Source organism: Paraburkholderia sp. CNPSo 3274 (genome assembly GCF_024206475.1).
Lineage (GTDB): Bacteria > Pseudomonadota > Gammaproteobacteria > Burkholderiales > Burkholderiaceae > Paraburkholderia.
In genome coordinates this window covers 45283-66022 of record NZ_JAMBPR010000048.1, presented here as the reverse complement: position 1 = coordinate 66022, position 20740 = coordinate 45283, and the positions used below count along the sequence as shown (strand labels likewise).

The 20740-nt window shown below is 66.4% G+C and carries 17 protein-coding genes and 1 pseudogene; 5 read left to right on the top strand and 13 right to left on the bottom strand.

Annotated elements, in window-relative coordinates; genetic code table 11:
- Positions 1-157: transposase (locus tag M3I54_RS28560; protein WP_254335285.1), on the bottom strand; the 157-nt coding region annotated here is incomplete at its 3' end.
- A 501-nt stretch (positions 158-658) separates the two neighbouring features.
- Between M3I54_RS28560 and M3I54_RS28555 the strand changes: the two genes are divergently transcribed.
- From M3I54_RS28555 to M3I54_RS28545, 3 genes are read left to right on the top strand one after another with little or no spacing between them, the layout of a single operon-like run.
- Positions 659-1336 (top strand): CsgG/HfaB family protein, encoded by a 678-nt coding sequence (locus M3I54_RS28555; RefSeq protein WP_254342013.1) that lies wholly within the window; start codon positions 659-661, stop codon positions 1334-1336.
- A 58-nt stretch (positions 1337-1394) separates the two neighbouring features.
- Entirely contained in the window at positions 1395-1760 is a 366-nt protein-coding gene (locus M3I54_RS28550; RefSeq protein WP_254342012.1) for a DUF4810 domain-containing protein, read from the top strand.
- A gap of 14 nt (positions 1761-1774) precedes the next feature.
- Positions 1775-2440, top strand: a complete 666-nt coding sequence (locus M3I54_RS28545; protein WP_254342011.1) for a DUF799 domain-containing protein — start codon at positions 1775-1777, stop codon at positions 2438-2440.
- Positions 2441-2532: 92 nt separating this feature from the next.
- Here M3I54_RS28545 and rpoD read toward each other — a convergent pair whose 3' ends face one another.
- The 4 genes and pseudogenes from rpoD to M3I54_RS28525 form a co-directional block, all read right to left on the bottom strand.
- The gene (gene rpoD / locus M3I54_RS28540; protein WP_254342010.1) at positions 2533-4515 is read right to left on the bottom strand and encodes an RNA polymerase sigma factor RpoD; all 1983 of its coding nucleotides are present in this window, start codon (positions 4513-4515) and stop codon (positions 2533-2535) included.
- Positions 4516-4926: 411 nt separating this feature from the next.
- A pseudogene (locus M3I54_RS28535) lies at positions 4927-5537 on the bottom strand (class I SAM-dependent methyltransferase).
- Positions 5538-5676: 139 nt separating this feature from the next.
- Positions 5677-6114 carry a GFA family protein gene (locus tag M3I54_RS28530; protein ID WP_254342009.1) on the bottom strand — a complete coding sequence of 146 codons (438 nt, stop codon included), beginning with the start codon at positions 6112-6114 and terminating at the stop codon, positions 5677-5679.
- A gap of 259 nt (positions 6115-6373) precedes the next feature.
- Positions 6374-6715, bottom strand: coding sequence for a helix-turn-helix transcriptional regulator (locus tag M3I54_RS28525; protein WP_254342008.1), 342 nt, complete (start codon positions 6713-6715; stop codon positions 6374-6376).
- A 79-nt stretch (positions 6716-6794) separates the two neighbouring features.
- On the opposite strand from M3I54_RS28525, the gene M3I54_RS28520 reads away from it, so the two are divergent.
- Together M3I54_RS28520 and M3I54_RS28515 are read left to right on the top strand one after the other, a co-directional pair.
- The gene (locus M3I54_RS28520) at positions 6795-7691 is read left to right on the top strand and encodes a hypothetical protein (protein ID WP_254342007.1); all 897 of its coding nucleotides are present in this window, start codon (positions 6795-6797) and stop codon (positions 7689-7691) included.
- Positions 7639-7887, top strand: coding sequence for a hypothetical protein (locus M3I54_RS28515; protein WP_254342006.1), 249 nt, complete (start codon positions 7639-7641; stop codon positions 7885-7887). The genes M3I54_RS28520 and M3I54_RS28515 overlap by 53 nt, the downstream gene beginning before the upstream one ends.
- Positions 7888-7951: 64 nt before the next feature.
- On the opposite strand, the gene bcsR is transcribed toward M3I54_RS28515, so the two are convergent.
- The 8 genes from bcsR to bcsZ form a co-directional block, all read right to left on the bottom strand.
- The gene (bcsR, locus tag M3I54_RS28510; RefSeq protein WP_254342005.1) at positions 7952-8161 is read right to left on the bottom strand and encodes a BcsR/BcsP family cellulose biosynthesis protein; all 210 of its coding nucleotides are present in this window, start codon (positions 8159-8161) and stop codon (positions 7952-7954) included.
- Positions 8161-9747, bottom strand: coding sequence for a cellulose biosynthesis protein BcsG (bcsG, locus tag M3I54_RS28505; RefSeq protein WP_254342004.1), 1587 nt, complete (start codon positions 9745-9747; stop codon positions 8161-8163). The genes bcsR and bcsG overlap by 1 nt, the downstream gene beginning before the upstream one ends.
- 37 nt (positions 9748-9784) lie before the next feature.
- Positions 9785-12379, bottom strand: a complete 2595-nt coding sequence (gene bcsA / locus M3I54_RS28500) for a UDP-forming cellulose synthase catalytic subunit (protein WP_254342003.1) — start codon at positions 12377-12379, stop codon at positions 9785-9787.
- Positions 12376-13209: a cellulose biosynthesis protein BcsQ gene (gene bcsQ / locus M3I54_RS28495; protein WP_254342002.1), complete on the bottom strand. Its 834-nt coding sequence runs from the start codon at positions 13207-13209 to the stop codon at positions 12376-12378. Before bcsQ ends, bcsA begins: the two co-directional genes overlap by 4 nt.
- Positions 13206-13409, bottom strand: coding sequence for a hypothetical protein (locus tag M3I54_RS28490; RefSeq protein WP_254342001.1), 204 nt, complete (start codon positions 13407-13409; stop codon positions 13206-13208). Before M3I54_RS28490 ends, bcsQ begins: the two co-directional genes overlap by 4 nt.
- Before the next feature lie 9 nt (positions 13410-13418).
- The gene (bcsE, locus tag M3I54_RS28485; RefSeq protein ID WP_254342000.1) at positions 13419-15254 is read right to left on the bottom strand and encodes a cellulose biosynthesis protein BcsE; all 1836 of its coding nucleotides are present in this window, start codon (positions 15252-15254) and stop codon (positions 13419-13421) included.
- A 72-nt stretch (positions 15255-15326) separates the two neighbouring features.
- Entirely contained in the window at positions 15327-19418 is a 4092-nt protein-coding gene (locus M3I54_RS28480) for a cellulose synthase subunit BcsC-related outer membrane protein (protein ID WP_254341999.1), read from the bottom strand.
- Positions 19400-20740, bottom strand: coding sequence for a cellulose synthase complex periplasmic endoglucanase BcsZ (gene bcsZ / locus M3I54_RS28475; RefSeq protein WP_254341998.1), 1341 nt, complete (start codon positions 20738-20740; stop codon positions 19400-19402). The genes M3I54_RS28480 and bcsZ overlap by 19 nt, the downstream gene beginning before the upstream one ends.

Below are 20740 nucleotides of genomic sequence, written 5' to 3'. Positions count from 1 at the left end.
GCCACGCAAACACCTGGTTCGCATTCACCTGATGACGTCGGGCTACCCCGGAGACGGTGGCTCCGGGTTCGAAGGTCTCACGCACAATCGCCAGTTTCTCTTCAACTGAGCGGCGTCGGCGTTGCTCCGGCTGCGTCAGAACCTCAACGGGTTCCATGTTGTTAGTTGTAGGCTTAAACATAGGCGGAAGACTACCTCATAGTTTAAGCGTTACCCAGTGTCCGGTTTTCGCGGGGGCCGGCCCATCGATAGCGGAAATCTCCAAACCGCTTTGAATAGCATTTCATGCGTGCGTCAATACGCCTCAGAAATCGCCCAAATAAAAATCCAAATCGCATTAAATTGCAGCTTTCCTAAAGTTTTCCCCTAACCCGGCCGATACACGCGTGTGTAGTCATTAGTTACAAACTAAAGATCACACGCTACACCAATAAGAACCGGGGAGCTTCCGCGCATGCGCTCGCATGCGGGAAGCGAGAAACATGCACGACCGATGGAATGACTGCGCGCGCAGCGACGCACTGCGCCCTCTATCTCCGCCGCGACGACGCTTGCGGGGACGCCCTACGTGCTCCGCGTGCACGCCGCCGCCGTCTGGCACCGTATCTCGCCAATCTCCCTTGTCCAGCCGTTTCTGCCCTGACAACAAGGAGAATTCATGAAGTCGTCCAAAACGTGGGGTGCGGTTCTCGCTGCCGCCACCATCGCGGCCCTTAGCGGATGCGCGACCGAGTCGTCGCGTGCGCTGCCAGTGCCGCCTGTCACCAGCGCGCAGCGCCCTGCCGTCGGCAAGCCGGTGCAGATCGCAGTCGGCAAGTTCGACAATCGCTCAAGCTATATGCGTGGCATCTTCTCCGACGGCATCGACCGGCTCGGCGGCCAGGCAAAGACCATCCTGATCACGTCGATGCAGCAAAGCGGCCGCTTCAGCGTGCTCGATCGCGACAACCTCGACGAGATCCGCCAGGAAGCGGGCTTCACCAAGAAAGCCCAGGCGATCAAGGGCGCCAACTATGTCATTACCGGCGACGTCACCGAGTTCGGTCGCAAGGAAGTCGGCGATCACCAACTGTTCGGCATTCTCGGCAGCGGCAAAAACCAGATCGCCTACGCGAAGGTGAGCATCAACGTTGTCGATACCACGACTTCGGAAGTTGTCGCATCGGCGCAGGGCGCGGGCGAGTACAGCCTTTCGAACCGCGAGATCGTTGGTTTTGGCGGCACCGCGAGCTACGACTCGACGCTCAATGGCAAGGTGCTCGAGCTCGCGATCCAGGAAGCGGTCAACCATCTGGCCGACCAGGTCGACGCGGGCGCGCTGCGCACCGCTCACTGACCGCCCACGTCGTCCGCGCTTCACGCTAGATCAGAACAACTACTCATACGGGGTTTTCATGAAATACATCGGCACGCTTCGGGGACTCTGCCTGCCCATCACGGCGGCAACGCTGCTGCTCGCAGGCTGCGCGAACACCACGCCGCCGCTCTACCAGTGGAGCGGCTATCAGCCTGAGGTCTACGACTACCTGAAGGGCGAGAAGGCACCGCAGCAACAGATCGATGCGCTCGAGAAGTCGCTGCAGGAGATCCGCGCGAAGGGCACCATGCCGCCGCCTGGATTCCATGCGCAACTGGGCTTGCTCTACGCGAACGTCGGCAACGACACGCAAGCCATGCAGGAATTCGACGCCGAGAAGCACCTCTTCCCGGAGTCGTCGACCTATATGGACTTCCTCATGAAGAAACCTAAACAACAATAAGCGAGCGCACCGATATGTCCAGATTTTCAACTCTCAAGCTCTGGCTGGCTCTGTCCGCGCTCGCATTGCTGGCCGCCTGTGCACAGCCGGTCAAGCACGCGGATTACACGGCGTTCAAGAATGCGCGCCCGCGCTCGATCCTCGTACTGCCGCCCGACAACTCGACGACGGATGTGAATGCGTCGAACAGCATGCTCTCCCAGATGACAATGCCGCTCGCCGAGGCGGGCTACTACGTGATTCCGGTCGCGGTCATGGAGGAAACGTTCAAGCAGAATGGACTGACGACGGCAGGCGACATCCAGCAGACCCCGCCGGAGAAGTTGCGCGAAATCTTCGGGGCCGATGCGGTGGTGTACTCGACGATCACGCAATTCGGCACGCAATATCGTGTGATCGACAGCGCGACGGTGGTGACGGCGACGGCGAAACTCGTCGATCTGAAAACCGGCAAGGTGCTGTGGCAAGGCGCGGCAAGCGCCAGCAGCAACGAAGGCAACAACAGCAGTGGCGGCGGCCTGATTGGCATGCTGGTGATGGCGGCGATCAAGCAGGTCGCGAATTCGCTGACCGACAAGAGCCACGATATCGCCGGTATCACGAGCTATCGGCTGTTGCACGCGGGCCCGCCGACGGGCCTGCTCTACGGTCCGCACTCACCGAAATACGGTACGGACTGATCGGCGCTCGCGTCGGATAAAGAAAAAGCCCGTCACTGGAAGGTGACGGGCTTTTTTCAATCCAGCTCCAGAGAGCGCAGCAATAAAGCCGCTTAGCGCTCCAGGAACGGCCGCAGCTTGTCCGCGCGGCTCGGGTGCATCAGCTTGCGCATCGCCTTGCTCTCGATCTGGCGGATACGTTCGCGCGTCACGTCGAACTGCTTGCCCACTTCTTCGAGCGTGTGGTCCGAAGTCGTGTCGATGCCGTAGCGCATACGCAGCACCTTCGCTTCACGCGGCGAGAGCGCCTTGAGCGCTTCGTCGATGGCAGCGCGCATGTTCGCGTGGATCGCGGCATCAGCCGGCGAGGCCGACCCCGCGTCCTCGATCATGTCGCCGAGCGTCGCGTCGCCGTCGTCGCCCACCGGGCTTTCGAGCGAGACCGGCTGCTTGGCGATCTTGAGGATGCCGCGCACCTTCTCTTCGGTCATGCCCATGCGCGCGGCGAGGTCCGCCGGATGCGCTTCCATACCCGTTTGCTGCAGGATCTCGCGCGAAATGCGGTTGAGCTTGTTGATCGTTTCGATCATGTGCACCGGCACGCGGATTGTGCGCGCCTGGTCGGCGAGCGCGCGCGTCACGGCCTGACGCACCCACCACGTTGCGTACGTCGAGAACTTCCAGCCGCGGCGATATTCGAACTTGTCCACCGCCTTCATCAGGCCGATGTTGCCTTCCTGGATCAGGTCGAGGAACTGCATGCCGCGGTTCACGTACTTCTTCGCGATCGAGATCACGAGACGCAGGTTGGCCTTGACCATCTCGCCCTTCGCCTGACGCATCTTCGATTCGGCGGCGGTCATGCGACGATTGATCGCCTTGATCTGCTGCAGCGACAGCGACGCGGCCGCTTCGATCTCGGCGAGCTTGCGCTGCTCTGCCTGGATAGCCGGCAGGCTGCGCTCGATCGCGGGACCGTACTTGCTCGACGCGGCTGCGGCGCGCACGCCCCAGTCCAGATCGGTTTCGTGGCCCGGGAACTGCTCGACGAAGGCTTCACGCGGCATGCCGCAGCGATCGACGACGATGGAGAGCACATTGCGCTCGATCGCGCGAATCTGTGCAACCTGATCGTGCAGCAGCGAGCAGAGGCGATCGATGGTGCGCGCCGTGAAGCGGATCGGTGCGAGTTCCGTCTGGATGTCGGCGCAGATCTGCATTTCCGAGGCCGAAGCGCGCGCATTGGCGTCCGTCGTGCAGGCCATCTGTTCGAACAGCGTGCGAACGCGCGCGAAGATCGCGAGGCTGTCTGCCTTCAGCTGCGCGAGCAGGGCTTCGTTCGCCTTGCTGTTGTCGGCGTCGCTGTCTTCGTCGTCGCTCGAGTCGTCCGACTCTTCTTCTTCCGATGCCTGGGCTTCGGCTTCTTCGGTCGCGTCTGCGTCGGCCGCTGCGGCCGGTTCCTGCGCGGCTTCGTCGCTGCCGATGCCGTCGACGAGTTCGTCGATGCGCATCGTTTCAGCCGCGATGCGGTCGGCGTCGGCGAGGATGGTCGCGACGATCGACGGGCAAGCCGCGATCGCCTGGATCATTTCCTGGAGGCCGTCTTCGATGCGCTTCGCCACTTCGATTTCGCCGGCGCGCGTGAGCAGCTCGCTCGAGCCCATTTCGCGCATGTACATGCGCACGGGGTCGGTCGTGCGGCCGAATTCGGAGTCGACGGTCGAGAGCGCGACTTCGACTTCTTCGTCGGCTTCGTCGTCGGCCTGCCGGTCGGCGCGGGAATCTTCGTTCAGGAGCAGCGTGTCGGCGTCGGGCGCCTGCTCGTACACCTGCACGCCCATGTCGTTGAACGTGGCGACGATCGTTTCCAGCGCGGCCGTCTGCGCGAAGTTGTCGGGCAGATGGTCGTTGATGTCCGCGTGGGTCAGATAACCGCGTTCACGGCCGAGCTTGATGAGCGCCCGCATTTGATGCTGGCGTTTTTCGAGTTGCGAGCCTGCGTCCATGGGCGTCGTATCGCCGGACTTGTCTTTCGACGAGCGGCGTGCGGGGCGGGCAGACGAGGTCAGCGCGTCGTCCCGGTCATGGCTTGTCAATACATTCTCCTCGAGGGGGTAGCCCGACAAGGGCAAAAAAGGTCACGCGCCAGCGGCGTGGCGTCCTGGCGATGACGAAATTGCAGGGGAGTGGGCGGGGCGCATGCCGGTCCCGCCAAGCGAGCGCCGAACGCCAGAAGGCGTGGCAGCCTGGATTTTCGTGCAATGCAGAAAGACCGCGTATGGTAGTGCGTTACGGCATGCGAGGCAACCCGAATCGTAGCGTTTGCGGCACATTGTCCGCCTTCAGGGTCGTACCGCTTGATAACGTTCCACCTTACATATTTCCTACATGAGTCCCTTAGACCATTTTTCAAGTCAATAGTTCACGCTTTTTTGACCCGCCAGGCGCTTGGCGTGCCGTTATTCCCCGCTAATTTCCCGTTGTCCGGTCGCCATGCGTGGCAGCGCTCACGCACGAATCGCGACAATACGTTGAACGCGTTTGCCGGAGGACCGGTTGACCGCCTCCTCGTTGAACGCGATGGTCGTGCCCTCGAGGGCGCCGGTTACGAGCGCCGGGTCGAAGGCACTATATAGACGTCCTGCTGAGTCTATAGACGTCCTGCTGAGTCGCGCGCACTGTCGCCGTCGGTTACGCGCCAGCTCAGATAGAGCACGCCGCCGGGCTTGAGCAGTTCGACGAGCCGGCGGCACGCCGCGCCGATCTGCGCGACGGGCAAATGCATGATCACGGTCTCGCAGAGGACGTTGTCAAAGCTCGCGGCGGCCACACCCTTTAGCGCGGGCAACGTGGCAACCCCGAAGGCGTACTGCGGGTATTCAGTGGCGGCCTTTGCGATCAGACCCTCCGATGCGTCGTAGCCCGATGTCCGGTAACCATGGGCGTTCAGCCACGCCACGTCGCGGCCCGACCCGCAGCCGATGTCCACCGTCCTTCCCTGGGGCCGGAAATACTGCGCGAGACGCACATAGAGGTCGTCGGGCGCAGGCTGGTTCGCCCATTCGGCTGCGTAGCTTGCGGCGCCACTCGTGTATGTCTCGATCGTCATGGAGTCCATATGGGGCTCGCCGTTCTTGTGACAAGAGGAAAGGACGCTTCGAGACTAGCCGATCAATGCGACGACAGGCAGTAGCGCAGCGATACCGGTATGGCCGCTGCCACGCTCGCCTGTGGCTAGTCACGCGACGCACGCAGCGTCAGGGCGGGAGTTCGTCGTACTGGGGCAGCGAGTCGGCGATCTCGAACCACGGTGCTTTCGAGCGCGCGAAGATATGGCCGGTGGGGCGGATGTCCGGCGGATCGGTCAGCGTGCCGAGCGTCACGTGCACATACGCCCCTTCGCGCACGACTGAATAGAGCAGCGAGCCGCAGCGGCCGCAATGCATGTCGTGGGCGCCCTGCGGATCGCCGTAGACCAGCGTCTGCCCTTCGCCCTCGGTGAGTCGCAGCGCCTCGCTTTCGATGCCCGCAAACGGCTTGAACGCGGAACCCGTGGCGCGGCGGCACTGCGAGCAGTGGCAATTGAACGCGTAGCGGAATGCATTGGCTACCGCATAGCGCACGGCGCCACAAAGGCACTGGCCGCGCAACGTGGCGGGAGCATTCGTGGGGGTGGGGGCAGTGTCGGCGGACATGATGGACGCGGTGCTCTGGTGGCAAGTGTCAAACATTGCGAACGGGCGGCTGCCGTGTGTGCCCTCACATCATACGTTTGAGGCACCCTCGGCGCAGGAAAACGCAAAGGTCACCACATATGGGGATTTGCCAGCCAGCGATGGCCTCCGAACGGTTCGTGGCGCCCCTGTAGCCCCGATATACAAGGCGAATTTCCCATGGATGGTTACCTTTTACGCCCTCGCGCACAACGCACCGCCTAAGCCCACCCCGGCGAATCTACGCGGCCCGTTCCCTCAGTTCCTTCAATCCCTTGATGACGACGAGCAGTGCGCGGCCGTGCTCTTCCGAGCCGTCCCACGCCTCGACGATCGCATTGCGCAGCAATTCGTTGTACGCGGCCGCGTGCCGGCTGGACGGCGGCGCCTTCACGCCATAGAAACTGCATAGCTTATTGAATGACGCGCTCCGGCGCACCCGCCGTCCGTTCGACGTGCGAAGACGCGAGACAGTAGGTTGGCTGACCCCGGAAAGCCGCGCAATTTCGCTGGCAGAGCGTGAATCGTCCGATAACCGCCGCAGCAGTTCCTGCACCGGAAAATAAGTATCTGGGGCTTCCATGCCATGCATTATACCTATACAGTAGCGCTTATTGAATTGCCCGCCAAAATCGGCGGGTGGCTGCATTCCGAGGAAGTCGATGGCACTGAAACACCTACCGCCCACGTTTTGCTGGTCCCGTATCGGGCCAGAGGCTGGCGTTGATCTCCCCACGCTGATTCTGCGCAAGGAGTGGGAGCGTCGGCAGGGCGGCGGGCGCTTCCTCTGGGGCATCGGTCAGTCGCTCGGCAGCAGCGCTCAAGTCGCCGCGCTGCGCACCGGTTCGCTTCTCGCCCTGTTCTCGCCGGCGGCGAGTCGCCCGCGCACCATGCAAGACAAGCGCGGCAAACGTGCCGGCGTGGTCGTCTGGAATGCGTGGGTCGATGCGAGCGGCCAGGTGCGCCAGCTTCCGCAGCACGTGTTCGTCACGAGCAGCGCCACGCTGCCCTCGGGCGCGGCACGCGAGCATCACTACGCGCTCGTATGCGTCTCGCCAACCGAACTCAGCGTCGGCAGCTCGCTGCGGGTGGTTCCGGAGCGGCTGCGCAGCGTGAGCACGGCGAAGCCGCCAGGCCGCTCGCAGGGCACGGTGGTGGTGGATTGCGTCGAGCGCGCCGCCCAGGCGGGCGGCAAGAGCCATCCGCTCGTGTTTACGGCGGAGCTGGAGGCGCCGTACTTCGTGCGGCTCACGCAGCCCACGCTCGTCAAGGCGCGCGATCTCGCGGCAATTCACGAGGCGTCGCGCATGGGCGACTTCGACACCTACGCAGATCTCACCAAACGCGTGCGCAGCGAGGCGTGCGCGCAGCAGGCGCGCGGCGTTACGCGCGATCTCTTCGACCTGCCGCCTGCCGAGCACACCGCGTCTTCACGGCTTGGCGGCGCAAGAACGCGCCACGTCTCCCGGGCGGGAGACTGGACACAGCTCACGATGGAACTCTTCCATGGCGATTCACATCCGTTCACAAGAGGCCGAGGCCGCGCAACGCTTTTTTGAGGCGAGCCGCAACGTCGACCGGGCATTTCGAGCCTTGCGTGCCGAGGCCGACGACCACGTGGCCGCGCCGCTTGGCTATGGCGCCGCGCAATCGCGGCTCGACCACGCGCTAGACGAACTGGCGCGTGCCGAGGCGTTGTTCGATTCGGTTACTGAAGTACAAGCGCGCCAGACTAAGGATCATAAGGATCACTGAGGAGCTGGCGTGTGATCTGCCGCGCCTCGCCGCGCTGCGCGCGGGCCTGCGCGCGTGCTTTAACTCAGCCTTTTTCGCCCGCCACTGGCAACTCCAGCACGGCCGCCACGAGCGGCCAGCGCTTCGCGGCTGCCTGCCAGGCGTCCTCGGCCTGAACGTCGAGATAGCGATCGCGGTCTACGCCCTCAACAAGACGCGCGAGCGCGTCGATATCGCTCGGTAGCGCGGGACCACTGCGCGAACGCCGGCCGGATCCCCACAAGCGCCTCGCCATCACTTGCCCTCCACCCACACGCCGTCCGGCGTATGGATCACATAGCCGGTTGGCGTCGTCATCGTCACCGTGCCTTCGTTTTCCCCGACCATGCGCGTTTGCGGCAGGTTGTTCGCATACTGCGCGAGCGGCGGCGCGCCGGTGGCGAACGGGCTCTGCGCCACGAGATTCGAAAGCAGCTGCGCGAGCGCGAGATAGCTCGTGGGCGTGTCGATCGTCGTCACGCCACCGGTGTGCTCGCTGCCGGCCGGCAGACCCACTACCTTCACACCCACTGGCACGTGGACGATATTCGGCGTGGGGATCTCGCGCATGCCGGCAATCTGGTTCTCTTCACCGCGCAGCGCCGCGCCGTGCTCGGGCACGAACACGATGACGGCGCGACGACCCGATTGCGCGACGAGATTGATCAGCTTGTCGACGTCGCCGAGCAGATTCTGCAGGCGGATCGGGTACGACTGCAGGCTCGTGAGATTGTTGTTCGGAGCCGGCAGGCGGTTGCCGTCGTGCATCGAAACCGTGTTGTAGTACAGCGCGACCGGGCCGCCGCCCGCGGCTATGCGCTGCTTGTACCAGCGCGCGAGCACGTCGTAGTCGCCGACCAATGTCGAGCCGTCGAACTCTTTCATCGCTTCCGGCAGGCCTTCGTTCGAGGGAATCGTCACGCCCGGGACGCCGATTTCATTGATCACCGTGCTGCGGAAATTGTCGAAGCGGCCGTTGTGGTTCAGGAGCGCCTGCGGCTTATAGCCCGCCTGCGCGAGCTGCACGAACAGGTGGCATTCGGGCGGCGCGGGGTCGTAGAGCGCCTTGTGCGGCTCCTGCCCGCAGCTCGCGCGCAGCACGCGAATCGCGGCCGGCCCGCTATAGCTCGCGGCGGAACTGAAGTTCTGGAAGATGTAGTCGAAGCGCGAGAAGAGCGGGTTGTTGCGCATCTTCACGAGATCCATGTCGTCCCACGAGAGCGAGCAGATGTGCACCACGATGATGTCGAACTGCGCGTTCGCATCGGTGCTGAGCGGCGTGAAGTTCACGTGCCGGCCTTCCTCGTTGGCGCGAAACGCCGCGAGCTGCTGGTCGTAGCTGCCCGACTGCTCGTCGCGCTTCTTGCCCGTGCCGCTGTCCTCGTCGCCATTGCTTGCGAGCGATGCGTTGGCGGTGGCGTTCGCCACGAATGAGCCCACGCCCTGCCAGACCGGCATGACGACGAGCGCGATCAGCACGAGCGTCGTCACGCGCACCCAGCGGTTGATGAGGAAGTAGATCAGCACGGCGAGCACCGCCGACACGACCATCGAAAGCGAAATCACGCGCCGCGTAAGCTCGAACATGTACGAGGGCGTGAAGGTGAGGAGCACAGGGATCTGCGAGATCGCCCGGCCGATGTCAGGCATGCTCGACTCGTGGTACGCAATGGAGATGCCCACGATCACAGCGATCACATCGCGCGCGATACGCAGCCACCGATTGTGCAGCGGCACGAGCAGCAGGATGACGAAGGCGAAGTTCATCCACCACTCGGGCTTGAGCGTGCCGATCGAGTAGAGGTACAGCTTGGCGAGGAAGTAGAGATTCCAGAGACCCATAGTGTTTCGCGTTCCAGGGTGGCGGCTGTTCCGGTTATCAGGGTTGGCGGGCCTGGCCGGCCCGGCGTCGCGTGAAGAGGTTTTCCAGCGCGTCGAAGAACGCGTCGAAGAGGCGCATGTAGCCCTGCCAGCTCAACTCGATCAACTGAATGAGGCCGTGCAGCGGCGCGTCGGAGGGCGGCACGTCCTCCCACTCGAGCCAGGCATCGGCGCGGCCGAACGTGCATTCCACGAGCTTGCGCTCCGTCTCGACCGTCATGCCGACGAAGCGCACGCCGAGGCGACGGTCGGCGAGACGCGCGACCACGGCGGGGAAGTCATGCTCCAGCACGCCGCGCGCGAGCGTCACGTTGATGCGCTCGCCGGGCTCGAGCTTCGCTACGGCGTCGGCGGGCAGCATGAGGCCGAGGCCGCCCATCGAATAGTTCTCGGTCTTGCAGGCGAGCGTGCGGCCGTCGGGCAGCGTGAGCATGGCGGGCACGCGCAGCGGAATGCGGTGCGCCACGCGTACCTGCTTCGCCTCTTTGGCCACGCCCAGTGCGAGACCGAGCACGGTGAGATTCACGGCGGCCCAGAAAAGGTTCATGAACACGGTGGCGGGCTCATCGGTGCTCCAGATCGTAAGGCGTCCGATGCCGGCAAGCACGGAGAACGCGTTGATCGCGAGCAGCACGAGATAGGGCTTGGAGATCGTCCAGTCGAGATACTCGTGCTCGATATGGCCGCCCTTCGAGGTCACGTTGAACTTGCCGAGCTTCGGGTTGATGAAGGCCATGGTGGTGGGCAGCACGATGTACCACGCGAGCACCGACTCGTAGGCCTCGGCCCAGAACGAATGCCGGTAGCGCCCCTGGATGCGCGAGTTGGCGATCGCAGCAATCACCAGATACGGCACCACGTAGGCGAGGATCACGGGGGCGGGCGTGTTGATCACGTGCAGTCCGAAATACAGGTACGCGCCCGGCATCACGAGGAAGATGAGCCGCGGGAAGCCGTAGAAGAAGTGCAGCATGGCGTTGCTGTAGCACATGCGCTGGAAGAACGAGAGCCCCTTGCCGATCCATGGATTGTCGATGCGGAAGATCTGCGTCATGCCGCGAGCCCAGCGAATGCGCTGGCCGATGTGGTCGGCGAGGCTATCGGTGGCGAGGCCCGCTGCCTGCACGGTGCGCAGATAGGCCGACGTATAGCCGTGGCGGTGCAGTCGCAGCGAGGTGTGGGCGTCTTCGGTCACGGTCTCGGTCGCGATCCCGCCAATGTGCTCGAGCGCCGTGCGCTTGATGACCGCGCACGAGCCGCAGAAGAACGTGGCGTCCCAGAAGTCGTTGCCGTCCTGGATCAGCCCGTAGAAGAGGCTGCCTTCGTTGGGCACGCGGTGGAACGTGTCGAAGTTGCGCTCGAACGGATCGGGCGAGAAGAAGTGGTGCGGCGTCTGCACCATCGCGCATTTTTTATCGGCGAGAAAGACGCCCACGGTCGTTTGCAGAAAGGAGCGCGTGGGTATGTGGTCGCAGTCGAAAATCGCGATGTACTCGCCCTGCGTGAGCGGCATCGCGTGATTGATGTTGCCGGCCTTCGCATGCGTGTGTTCGTCGCGGCGCAGGTAGCCCACGCCCGCCTCGCGCGCGAAGTCGCGGAATTCGTCGCGGTCGCCGTCGTCGAGAATGTAGACGCGCAGCTTGTCGCGCGGCCAGTCGATCGAGCTTGCCGCGAACACGGTTGGCCGCACTACCGAAAGCGATTCGTTGTAGGTCGGAATGTAGATGTCGACGGTCGGCCAGTCGGCCGGGTCGTCGGGCAACGGCTGCGGCTTGCGGCGCAGCGGCCAGGCGGTCTGCACGTACCCGAAGATCAGCACGATCCACGTATAAAGCTCGGCCGCGTAAAGGATGTAGCCGACGATGGCCTCGGCGGGGCTCGAAAGATGCAGCGTTTGCGTGCTTCGCCACCAGACGTAGCGGCCCGTCATGAGGATCGAGAGCATCACCATGAGCATGGTGGCGAGGCGCCCCGGCAGGCGGCGCGCGATCATCACCACGACGTACACGAGCAGGAACAGCAGCACCTGGCCTGCGAACGGCAGCGGCGTCGTGCACACGGCGACAGCCGCGACGAACGCGAGCCACAAGAGGCCCTGGCGCAGGAAGGGCACGCTGTCGAGCGCCGCCGAGAGCTTCTCGAGCTGCTGCTCGATGCCTTCCCAGGGCACGTCGGGCAGGCGGGCGCCGACTGCCGCGCTCGCTCGCGAGGCACGGCGATAGATGGGTTCGAGCCGCCTGTCGAGCCACGCGCGCAGCGCGAAGCGATGATGCCCTTGCGGCGCCTTGTGAAGCTTGCGCAGATCGGCGGCGAGACGCTGACGCGCGCGGCGCGGGCGCAGGAAGATCCGCAAGAGCCACGCGCCGACGGTGCGGTCGCGGCCCATGTTCAGCCGCTGGCGGATGTCCTTGCCGAGCCGCGCGAAGGCGAGCGCGGGCACGTCGCGCTGGCCTTCGCGCGGCGGCCGGAAGAAGGCGCGCAGCAGCCACTGGCCACCCGGCGCGTCGGGCGCGAGATTGAACTCGGGCGCGCTCAGGCGGCGCAGTGAGGCCCAGAACGCCGTCCACAGGGCAACGATGCGCTCGCGGATCATGGCGTGCTCCCGCGCGCAACGTGTTGCGCGAGGAGTTCGTCGGGTGCGTCGAAGCTCGCGCCCGTGCTCCAGTGCGAGAGCCACGAGGCGATGCCGTGAAGGTCGTGCGCGGCCTGCGAGCTGGGCGCGCTCAGGCAGAAGTTTTCGCCGGCGGCGAGCGCGGCGGGCACGCCGGTGTCCGCATGCACGAGATACGGGAGCATGGCGGCGCCGAGGCGCGCGCGCAGCAGCGAAACGACGTCCATGTGTAACTGGCGCGCTGGCACGACCGCATTGGCGACGAACACGCTGCGCTTGCGCGCGCGCACGAGCGCGGCGATCAGGCGTGGCAGCGTTGCGCACGCGGTGGCGCAGGGCGTGAGGACGCCGAGCACGAGGTCGGCGGCGTCGATCGCCTGGCGCGCGTGCGCCGATGGCCACGTGCCCGCGTCCACGAGCGCGATCGTATGCGCCGGCAGGTCCACGCGGGCGAGCAGTTCGCGCAGCCAGCCGGGGCGGGCGTCGAGCTGGGCGCTGGCGTCGTCGTCGCGCGGGTCATCGGATGCATTGCCGTCAGCGAGGCTGCCCCACGGCAGCACGAGCACGCCGTCGTCGCTTTGCAGCGCGGCCCGCGACCAGGCGGCGTCGGCGCCGGGGCCGCCCGACAGATGCGTGACGAGCCCTTCGCGCGCGCTCTCGCGTAGCCCGAAATGGAGCGCTAGCACGTTGCGCGGGTCGCATTCCGCGGCGAGCGCAACATGTTCGCGCGCCGACAGCAGGCCGGCTAGCGCCGCGGTGAGGGTGGTGCGGCCCGCGCCGCCCACGCTGGAGACGATGGCGATGGTTTTCATCGGCGCGGCTCCGTCTGGCTGAAGCGGCGCTGGCCGCGAATCAGCAGGGCGTCGACCTGCGGCGGGAGCTGGAGCGGGCGCGAGCGCGCGGGGCGCAGCCACATGGGCACGAAGCGTGCAAGACGCAGGCGCCAGCCGATCCAGTAGAGCGGCACGGCGAGTATCAAGCCCCAGACGAAGTAACCGAGGAAGACGTTCATGTCGCTCTCCTATGCTTTGAGCGGCAGCGGCGCGCGCTGCGGCGCGGCTCGCGGTTTCGCGTTGTCGGTGCGCGCGGCGGGGTCGAGCGCGGGCAACAGGTCGCCGTTTATGGGAGCGATGTTGACTGGCACTGCGGGTTGCGGCGCTGCGGCTTCTGTCGTGGCTGCGCCCGGCGCGATCGCGGAAGCAGCCCCCGGAGGCACAGTCTGGCCGTTGGCGTGCACCGAGACGGCCGCGGGCTGCCCCTCGTTGAGCGCGAGCCAGCCCGAATAGTCGGGCGGCGGCGTAGTGTCGATTTCGTCGCCGAGCGTGGCGAGCGCCTCCGTGATCGCGCGGCCGTCGCCGTAGCGCTCCTCGCCCTGGAACAGCTCGGCGAGCGGCCGCTGGAAGACGCGCTGGCACACGGCGTCGGCGTCGCTCATGCGGCACGCGAAGAAGAACACGTAAAGGCTGTCGCCGCTCGCCGTCACGATGTCGCCCGCGCGGCGCAGATGGCACGCCTTGAGCGCATCCACATGCGCGACTTCCGGCATCAGCGCGAGGCGAATCAGCACGCTCGGCAGCTGGATCACGCGGCTGCGCTCCACCGCCGCGCCTACGAGTTCGACGAAGTGCGCCGCGCCCACGTAGCCGCTCTCCTCGCCATGCACTACGGCGGCGAGCGCCGCACGGTAATCGGCAGGCATGGGCCGCGAATACACCTGGCCCAGCAGGCTGTCGACGATGGCCTCGACCTGCGCGAGCGGCGTCTGCCGCGCGATCACGCGGTTCGCGCCGAGGTTGAGCATGAGCGACTCATAGCGCATGGCCACGGCGTCCTCGCGCACGATGATCTTGAGCGCTTCGCCGCACTGCAGGCGCAGCGTGTGCACCTGCTCCGCGAGCGTTTCGAGGTCGCGGTTCACGCTGAAATCGAGAATCACCGTGGCCGCGACCGAGGTGCGCGCGGCGGCCACCGCGGACTCGTTGTTATCGACGATCTGCCAGGCCTGGGGCAGTACGCGCTCGTGCAACATGGCATCGCGCGAAACGATCACGCGGCCTTCGTCGGGCGCGAGCAGGCCCGCCTCGCGGATCTCGGTTTCGAAGGTGCCACCGGAAACCGTGAGCCGGTGATCGGCGGCGGAAAAGCGCAGCGGCACGCTCCGGCTGCCGTGCACGCTATCGCCCGCGCGCCAGAACGCGACTTCCCAGTGATACTGCCCCTGCACCTGGTGCAATTGCGCGGCGCCCGCGAAGCGCGCCTGGAAGGCGGCCAGCTCGGGATGCTCCTGATCGTCGCCGAGGCCGGGCGGCGCTGCCACCATCAGCACGCCGTAACGATGCTGCGCGCACCAGCCCGCGAGCTGCGCGCCCTGACCTGCCAGCGCGGCGGGGTCCTGCCAGTTGAAGAACGCCTCCGCGCCTTCGATGAAAAACTGGCTGTCGGGCGCGGCGCACTGTTCGGAGAGCGCGTTGAGCGCTTCGATCAGCACCTGCGCGCCGTCGCGCTCTGGGAGTGGGCGCAGCGCGCATACGTTTGCCCACGCATGCGTCGAACCGCTCTTGTCGAGATCGACGCCATGATCGCGCAGCGCGGCCGTAAGGCTCGCGCCGTCCCGTGTGGAAAGTACAGTGGCGGGCCCCGTGAGCGCGGCGGCGGCGGTTTGCCAGAAAAGCGCGTCGCGCGCGGGCGAGGCGCTCGCGTAGACCACATGCACCTGGCCCGCGCCGAGCGAAGCGAGCGAGGCCGGCAGGCCGTCGATCGCGAGCGGCTCGCGGCGCGCGAGTCGCGAGAACAGCGAGCGGCGCGTATCGCGGCCGGCGGCGGCAGGCGCTGCGGGGAGGCTGGCGGGTTCGTTCATCGTGTCGCTCGTCTCGCGGATTTCATCGTCGCGGGTTTCATCGTCGTCATGCGCGCTCGCTCTGTGGCCTCGTCAGTAGGCCGAATAAGGGACGACCGGCCGCGGCGGGAACGGCACCGGTCCCTTCTGCGGCGAGAAGAAGTAGCGCATGTACAGCACACCTACATTCGGCGCGTAGTCGCGCGAGCGGTCGATCGAAAAGCGCCCGCCCACCACGAAGTGCTCCGTCACGCGATATTCGAGCGCCGCTTCGATCGTATAGCTGAAGCCGCCGCCCGAGCCGCCGCCGAAGTAGGGCGAGCCGAGATCGTTGGCGCTCATGAACGCGAGCGCCTGAGCCTGCAGGCCGGGCCGCGTGGGGTAGAACGGCGACTGGTTCTCGTTGGTGAAGGACATGCCCACCGAACCGTCGATCTCCCACGAAAGCTTCTTGTAGCGCCCGGTCCAGTCGAGCGGAATGCCGATCGAAAAATAGCTCTGCGGACTGTAGTAGCCGCCGTTACCGAACGTGTAGTTGTGCTCGTTCTTCGAGTACTTCCAGTAGTTGAGGATCAGGCCGCTGGACACGATCTGGTCGGGTCGCTTGAACACCGACCAGTCGTAGCCGCTGCGAACCTTGAACTCCTGATTGGTCTCCACGTTGGTGCCGGTCAGAAGCCCGAAGCCAATACTCGTGAAGATCGTGCCGGGCCCGAAGTCTTGCGCGCCGCGCACGGTGAAGCCGTTGCGCACCACGCCGCCCCACTTCTCGCCAGTGACCGGATCGATGCCACCCGCGTAGGAAACCAGGCTGGCGGTCACAGGCCGCCGCGAGACGTCGAACGAGAGCGACGAATTGTTCTGGAAGTCGTGGCGGTACTGAATGCCGCCCAGCACGCTTTCGATCGGGAAGCCCACCGGTGTGCTGCCGATGTCGGCGCGCCAGCTATTGTTCGCGCCGCTGAACTCGTAGCCCGCCGCGAGCGCGACGCCGGTGGCGGTTTCGTTGACGGGCGAGAGCCCGGCGTTGCCGAGCGCGGCGATCTTGCCGTACTTGTACGCGGTGTTGAGATCGTTGGCGGGCAGCGTGCCGGCGTTCAGGTAGACCGTGTCGGCGTGGAAGAAATAGTGGCCTGTGTAGCCGTCCGGAATGCGCACGTACAGCGGGATTTCGGTGGCGTGCAGCTCGGAAATGCCGGGGTCGCCCGAGAGATTCGACTGATACCAGCCGGTCGCGACCTGCCCCTGCTTGCGGTCTTCCAGGCTTTGCAGCGCACGGCCTGCCGACGTCGTGCCGTCGGCGTCGGGCTGCGTGCCTTCGGCCTGTTCCTGCGTGCGCGAGGTGCGATAGAGGCTGGCCGCTTCGTTGTAGTTGCCGCGCGCCTGCGCCACGCGCCCCGCCTGGATCGTAATGTCCGGGTTGTTCGGATACTGCTCGCGCAACGGGTCGACCACGGCGGAAGCCTCGTCGTTCAGCCCGAGCGCGGTGAAGCGCCGCGCCACGGCAAGGCGCGTGTCGATGTCGTTCTCCGCGGTGTCGGCCAACACTGCGCGCACCATGTCGGCGGCCTCCCGGTCTCGGCCCATGCGCTCCAGCATACGCGCAACGGCGAGGCGTGCATCGGCGTCGTCGGGCTGCGTGACGAGCACCTTCTGAGCGGAGGCCATTGCGCCCTTGTAGTCGCCCTTCGCTTCGCGCAGATCGACGTCTTCGAGCAGCCAGCGCTTGGTCGTCTTGAGGCGGTCGGGCACGGCGTCGAGCGTATGGCGAGCGCCCGTCAAGTCGCCCGCCTCGATCTGACGGTCGGTTTCGCGCGCGACGAGGCGCAGCTCCTGGTCGTCGAGACTGGCCTCCTGTTCGTCGGTGATGCCGGGCTGATCGCGCGTCGCGTCGATCCAGTTCGCCCACGCGTCGTCGCGGTTGGCCGCCGCCAGCAGCTCGCCGTAGCGTACGCGCGCGCCGTTCGCCGCCGGGTCGTCGGGGTGCGCCGCGAGCCAGTCCTGCACGAGCTTCAGGCCCCGGTCCGGCTCGCCTATCGCGATCCACTCACGCCCGACCGTGGCGAGCATCTGCGGGTCGTTGGCCGCATTCGCGTCGGCGGCGGCGGAATCGAGCAGCGCGCGCGCCTCGTCTTCCTTGCCCTGAGCGATGAGCTGGCGGGCCTGCGCGATCTTCTTCTGCGCGGCGAGATTGCCCATCAGTTCGCGCATGCCTTCGCTGCGCTCGGCTGCGGGGACGGCGTCGAGCTGCGCGGCGGCGGCATCGACGTCGTCTACGGAATTCAGATAGAGCGCCGTGGCGTAGCGCATGTCGGGCGCCTGCGAGACCTTCAGGCCGTCTTCCATGACCTGGCGGCCCAGTGCGGGCAGGCCCAGATCGCGGTATTGGCGCGCGAGCGTGAAGCGCGTCCAGGCGTCGTCGGGCGTGAGGCGCACGGCCTCTTCGAGCTTCGCGATGGCCGGGCTCTTGCGGTTGTCCGCCAGCAACTGGTCGGCCTGGATCGAGAGCAGTTCGGCGTGCAGCTGCTTTTGCTCGGTGCTCGAACCGCTCACGCGGGGCGTCGTGGCGGCGATCAGCGGCTCGATCTCGTTCGCGCGACCCGTCTCGCGCAGCACCGTCACGAGGCCGCGCAGCGCGTCCATGTCGGGCTTGGGGGCGTTCACGAGGGGGCGCAGCACGGCTTCGGCTTCGGGCCACTTCTTCTGCGCGATGAGCGCGTTGCCGAGGATATCGCTGGCGGTCGTGTTGCCCGGATCGAGCTTGAGCGCCTCGCGCGCGAGCGTTTCGGCTTCTTCGGGCAAGCCTCGCGTATTCGCCTCGCGCGCCTTCGCAATGGTGCCCCAGATGGTGGCCGTCTTTTCGAGGCTGCGCCACTTGCCGGCGTTGTCGGGGTCGAGCTTGAGGGCGCGCGCGAACAGCTCGCGCGCCTCGTCGTGGCGGCCTTCGCGCAGCCGCACGAGACCGAGCGCGCCGATGGTTTCGCCGTCGTTGGGGTTCGCGCGCTGCGCGCTTTGCAGTGAGGTTTCGGCGTCCTTGAGATCGCCACGATCGAGTTGCGCAAGGCCGCGCGCGCGATCGGCCGCGCCGGGACCGGGACGGGGGCGCGCCTGGGTCGAAGCGGCTCCCGTTCCGGCCGCGCGCGAGGGCGCGGGCGCGCTAATGACAGCCGATGGGTTCCGCGCCAGGGCTTGCGCCTGCACCTGCCCTTTCGCGCCGAGCTTCTTGCCGAGATCGGCGACGGTCTGCTTCGCGTCGGCGTCGTCGGGCACTTCCTGCAGATAGCGCAGATACCACACGTAATAGGCGGGATCGTCGTGCCCGGCGCTCGCGAGCGCGCGCCGCCACAGTTCGAGCGCGAACGCACGGTTGCTGTCCTGCCGCTGGTACACGTGGTAGATCAGGTTGAGGCCCTCCATGCGCGTGTCGGCGCGGTCGGTGAGCAAGTCGCCGAGGATCAGCGCGAGGCGAGGATCGTTCGGGTTCTGCTTCACGCGCGTGCGCAATTCGCTGATCGCCTGCGCGCGGCCCGCGGTCGTGCCGGCGAGGATGCGGTAGTAGTCGCCCGCGAGATCGCCCGCGGGCGCACCGTTCGGAAAGAGCTTGAGCAGGCGCGCCGAGGCTTCCTCGCTCTTGCCGGCGGCCGAGAGCAGGCGGATCTGCGCCATCTCCATCTTGCCGCTCGTGGCGACGCGGTAGGCGTCGTCGAGCTCTTTCGTCGCGCTCGCGTTCGGCGCGACCTTCTTGAGCTGCGCGAGGATTTTCGCGGCTTCGGCCGGTCGATTCGAGCGTAGCTCGATTTCGCCGAGCAACGCGAGCGCGTCGGGCTGCTGCGGGTCGAACAGCAGCGCTTTTTGCACGAGCCCGCGTGCGATATCCGGACGATTCTTGCCTTCCCACATGCGCGCGGCCGAGAGCAGCTGCGCGGCCTGGGCGGCCGGCGTGGCGGCGTTGGCCGCTGGCTGCGGGCCTGCCTGCGCCGAGGCCAGATACGGCGAGGCCGCGAAGAGCAGCGCGACGATCGGCGCGAGTTTCGGTGCGAGTCGCGGTGCGATGTTCGGCAACAAGCGCTGCGGCGGGCGTGAAACCGCCTCGCCTCGCAACGGGTGCGCAGCCGCGCGGCGCGCGCTGCGCACGCGGGCAGCGCGGCGGGCAGACGCGAGGGCGTTCAGCGCGGCGTGGGGCATGCGCTCGTCCATGCTGGGGCAACGCGGCCTTGCGCGTCGAAATGATAGAGCCCGTCGAGGTAGCCGAGCCCGAACAACATCAGCACGCTGCTGTAGTAGCCAGGAGGCGACTTTTGCGCGAGCGTGCGGCTGCGGTCGGCCTGAGCGTTCGCGAGATCGCTGCGGCCGAGCGCCGCCAGATACGGCGCGACCGCGGCGGAAAAGCCGCCGTTGCCCTCGTTCGGCCCCGGTGTGCCCGTGGTCGTGTCGACGCGCTCGGGGGGGAAACCATGCGCGCCGACGAAGTCCGCGAGCGGCTTGAAGGTGGCGAGCGTGCTGGCGCGCAGTGGGTCGTCGCCCGCGAGCATGCCGGCCCACAGGTACACGCGGATCGCGTTGTAGGCGCTTTCGGCGTGCGTTTGCGCGTCGGGGGCGAAGCCGCCTTTCGCGTGATATTCCACCCAGTCGGGTGAGTAGCCCTTGGGCGCGGTCTCGTTGACGAGTCTCGCCGACGAGGCGAGCAGCGCCTTCCATTCGCCCGCCTCTGACAGCGCGAGCATGAAGCGCCGCATGACCTGCAGCGGCACGTAGCTCGGGTTCAGACGCCAGCCGTTCTTGCCGATCGTAAAGCCCACCGGTCCCGGCAGCACCGTGCGGCCAAGACCTGGCAGCACGGCGGTTTCCTCGCGCACGATGTTGCGGGCCATCACCGTGCCGAGCGCGGTGTAGCGGCGCTCGTTCCAGAGGCGCCCGGCTTCGAGCAGCGTGTAGGCGATCCAGAGGTCGGCGTCGCTGGCGGGGTTGCTGTCGATCACGCCCCACTGCGGCTCGCCGGCATGCGCGGCGCTCGAAGCGCCCGAGGCTGCCGACGCCGCAACCGGCTTGCCGTCCTCGCCGATGTCGCGCCGCCCCCAGATCCATGCGGGCAGATGCGTGGCGAGGTCGCCCTGCGCGAGATTGTTTTCGGTCCACGTGAGGACCTTCTCGAAGCTCGCGCGGTCGTTCGCGACCAGCGCGAAAAAGAGCGCGTAGGACTGTCCTTCGGAAACGGTCACCTGGCGCGGCGTGCTCGCGTCGATCACGCGGCCATCGGCGCTCAGCAGCGTGCTGCGAAACGCAATCCACGCGGGCCAGGCGCAGGCCGCGGGGCTGGCGGATTTTGCGGCGTTGGCATTGGCGGCTGGCGCAGCCGCCCGCGCTGTCGCAGCCGGCATCAACAGCGCCAGTGGTGCGAGCGGCACGAGCGGCGCGCAGGCGAGCGCCCCGGCCGCGAGCCAGCGCATGAGCCGAGGCGCAAGCCGTGGCGCCAGAGCGGGCGCGAGCGTAGCCAAACCCGGGCGCAT

What these genes read in the sequence shown, in the direction of transcription:
- M3I54_RS28555 (WP_254342013.1), top strand. Translation starts at nt 659, where the DNA reads ATGAAGTCGTCCAAAACGTGGGGTGCGGTTCTCGCTGCCGCCACCATC.
- M3I54_RS28550 (WP_254342012.1), top strand. Translation starts at nt 1,395, where the DNA reads ATGAAATACATCGGCACGCTTCGGGGACTCTGCCTGCCCATCACGGCG.
- M3I54_RS28545 (WP_254342011.1), top strand. Translation starts at nt 1,775, where the DNA reads ATGTCCAGATTTTCAACTCTCAAGCTCTGGCTGGCTCTGTCCGCGCTC.
- M3I54_RS28530 (WP_254342009.1), bottom strand. Translation starts at nt 6,114, where the DNA reads ATGTCCGCCGACACTGCCCCCACCCCCACGAATGCTCCCGCCACGTTG.
- M3I54_RS28525 (WP_254342008.1), bottom strand. Translation starts at nt 6,715, where the DNA reads ATGGAAGCCCCAGATACTTATTTTCCGGTGCAGGAACTGCTGCGGCGG.
- M3I54_RS28520 (WP_254342007.1), top strand. Translation starts at nt 6,795, where the DNA reads ATGGCACTGAAACACCTACCGCCCACGTTTTGCTGGTCCCGTATCGGG.
- M3I54_RS28515 (WP_254342006.1), top strand. Translation starts at nt 7,639, where the DNA reads ATGGCGATTCACATCCGTTCACAAGAGGCCGAGGCCGCGCAACGCTTT.
- bcsR (WP_254342005.1), bottom strand. Translation starts at nt 8,161, where the DNA reads ATGGCGAGGCGCTTGTGGGGATCCGGCCGGCGTTCGCGCAGTGGTCCC.
- bcsG (WP_254342004.1), bottom strand. Translation starts at nt 9,747, where the DNA reads ATGGGTCTCTGGAATCTCTACTTCCTCGCCAAGCTGTACCTCTACTCG.
- bcsA (WP_254342003.1), bottom strand. Translation starts at nt 12,379, where the DNA reads ATGATCCGCGAGCGCATCGTTGCCCTGTGGACGGCGTTCTGGGCCTCA.
- bcsQ (WP_254342002.1), bottom strand. Translation starts at nt 13,209, where the DNA reads ATGAAAACCATCGCCATCGTCTCCAGCGTGGGCGGCGCGGGCCGCACC.
- M3I54_RS28490 (WP_254342001.1), bottom strand. Translation starts at nt 13,409, where the DNA reads ATGAACGTCTTCCTCGGTTACTTCGTCTGGGGCTTGATACTCGCCGTG.
- bcsE (WP_254342000.1), bottom strand. Translation starts at nt 15,254, where the DNA reads ATGAACGAACCCGCCAGCCTCCCCGCAGCGCCTGCCGCCGCCGGCCGC.
- M3I54_RS28480 (WP_254341999.1), bottom strand. Translation starts at nt 19,418, where the DNA reads ATGCCCCACGCCGCGCTGAACGCCCTCGCGTCTGCCCGCCGCGCTGCC.
- bcsZ (WP_254341998.1), bottom strand. Translation starts at nt 20,740, where the DNA reads ATGCGCCCGGGTTTGGCTACGCTCGCGCCCGCTCTGGCGCCACGGCTT.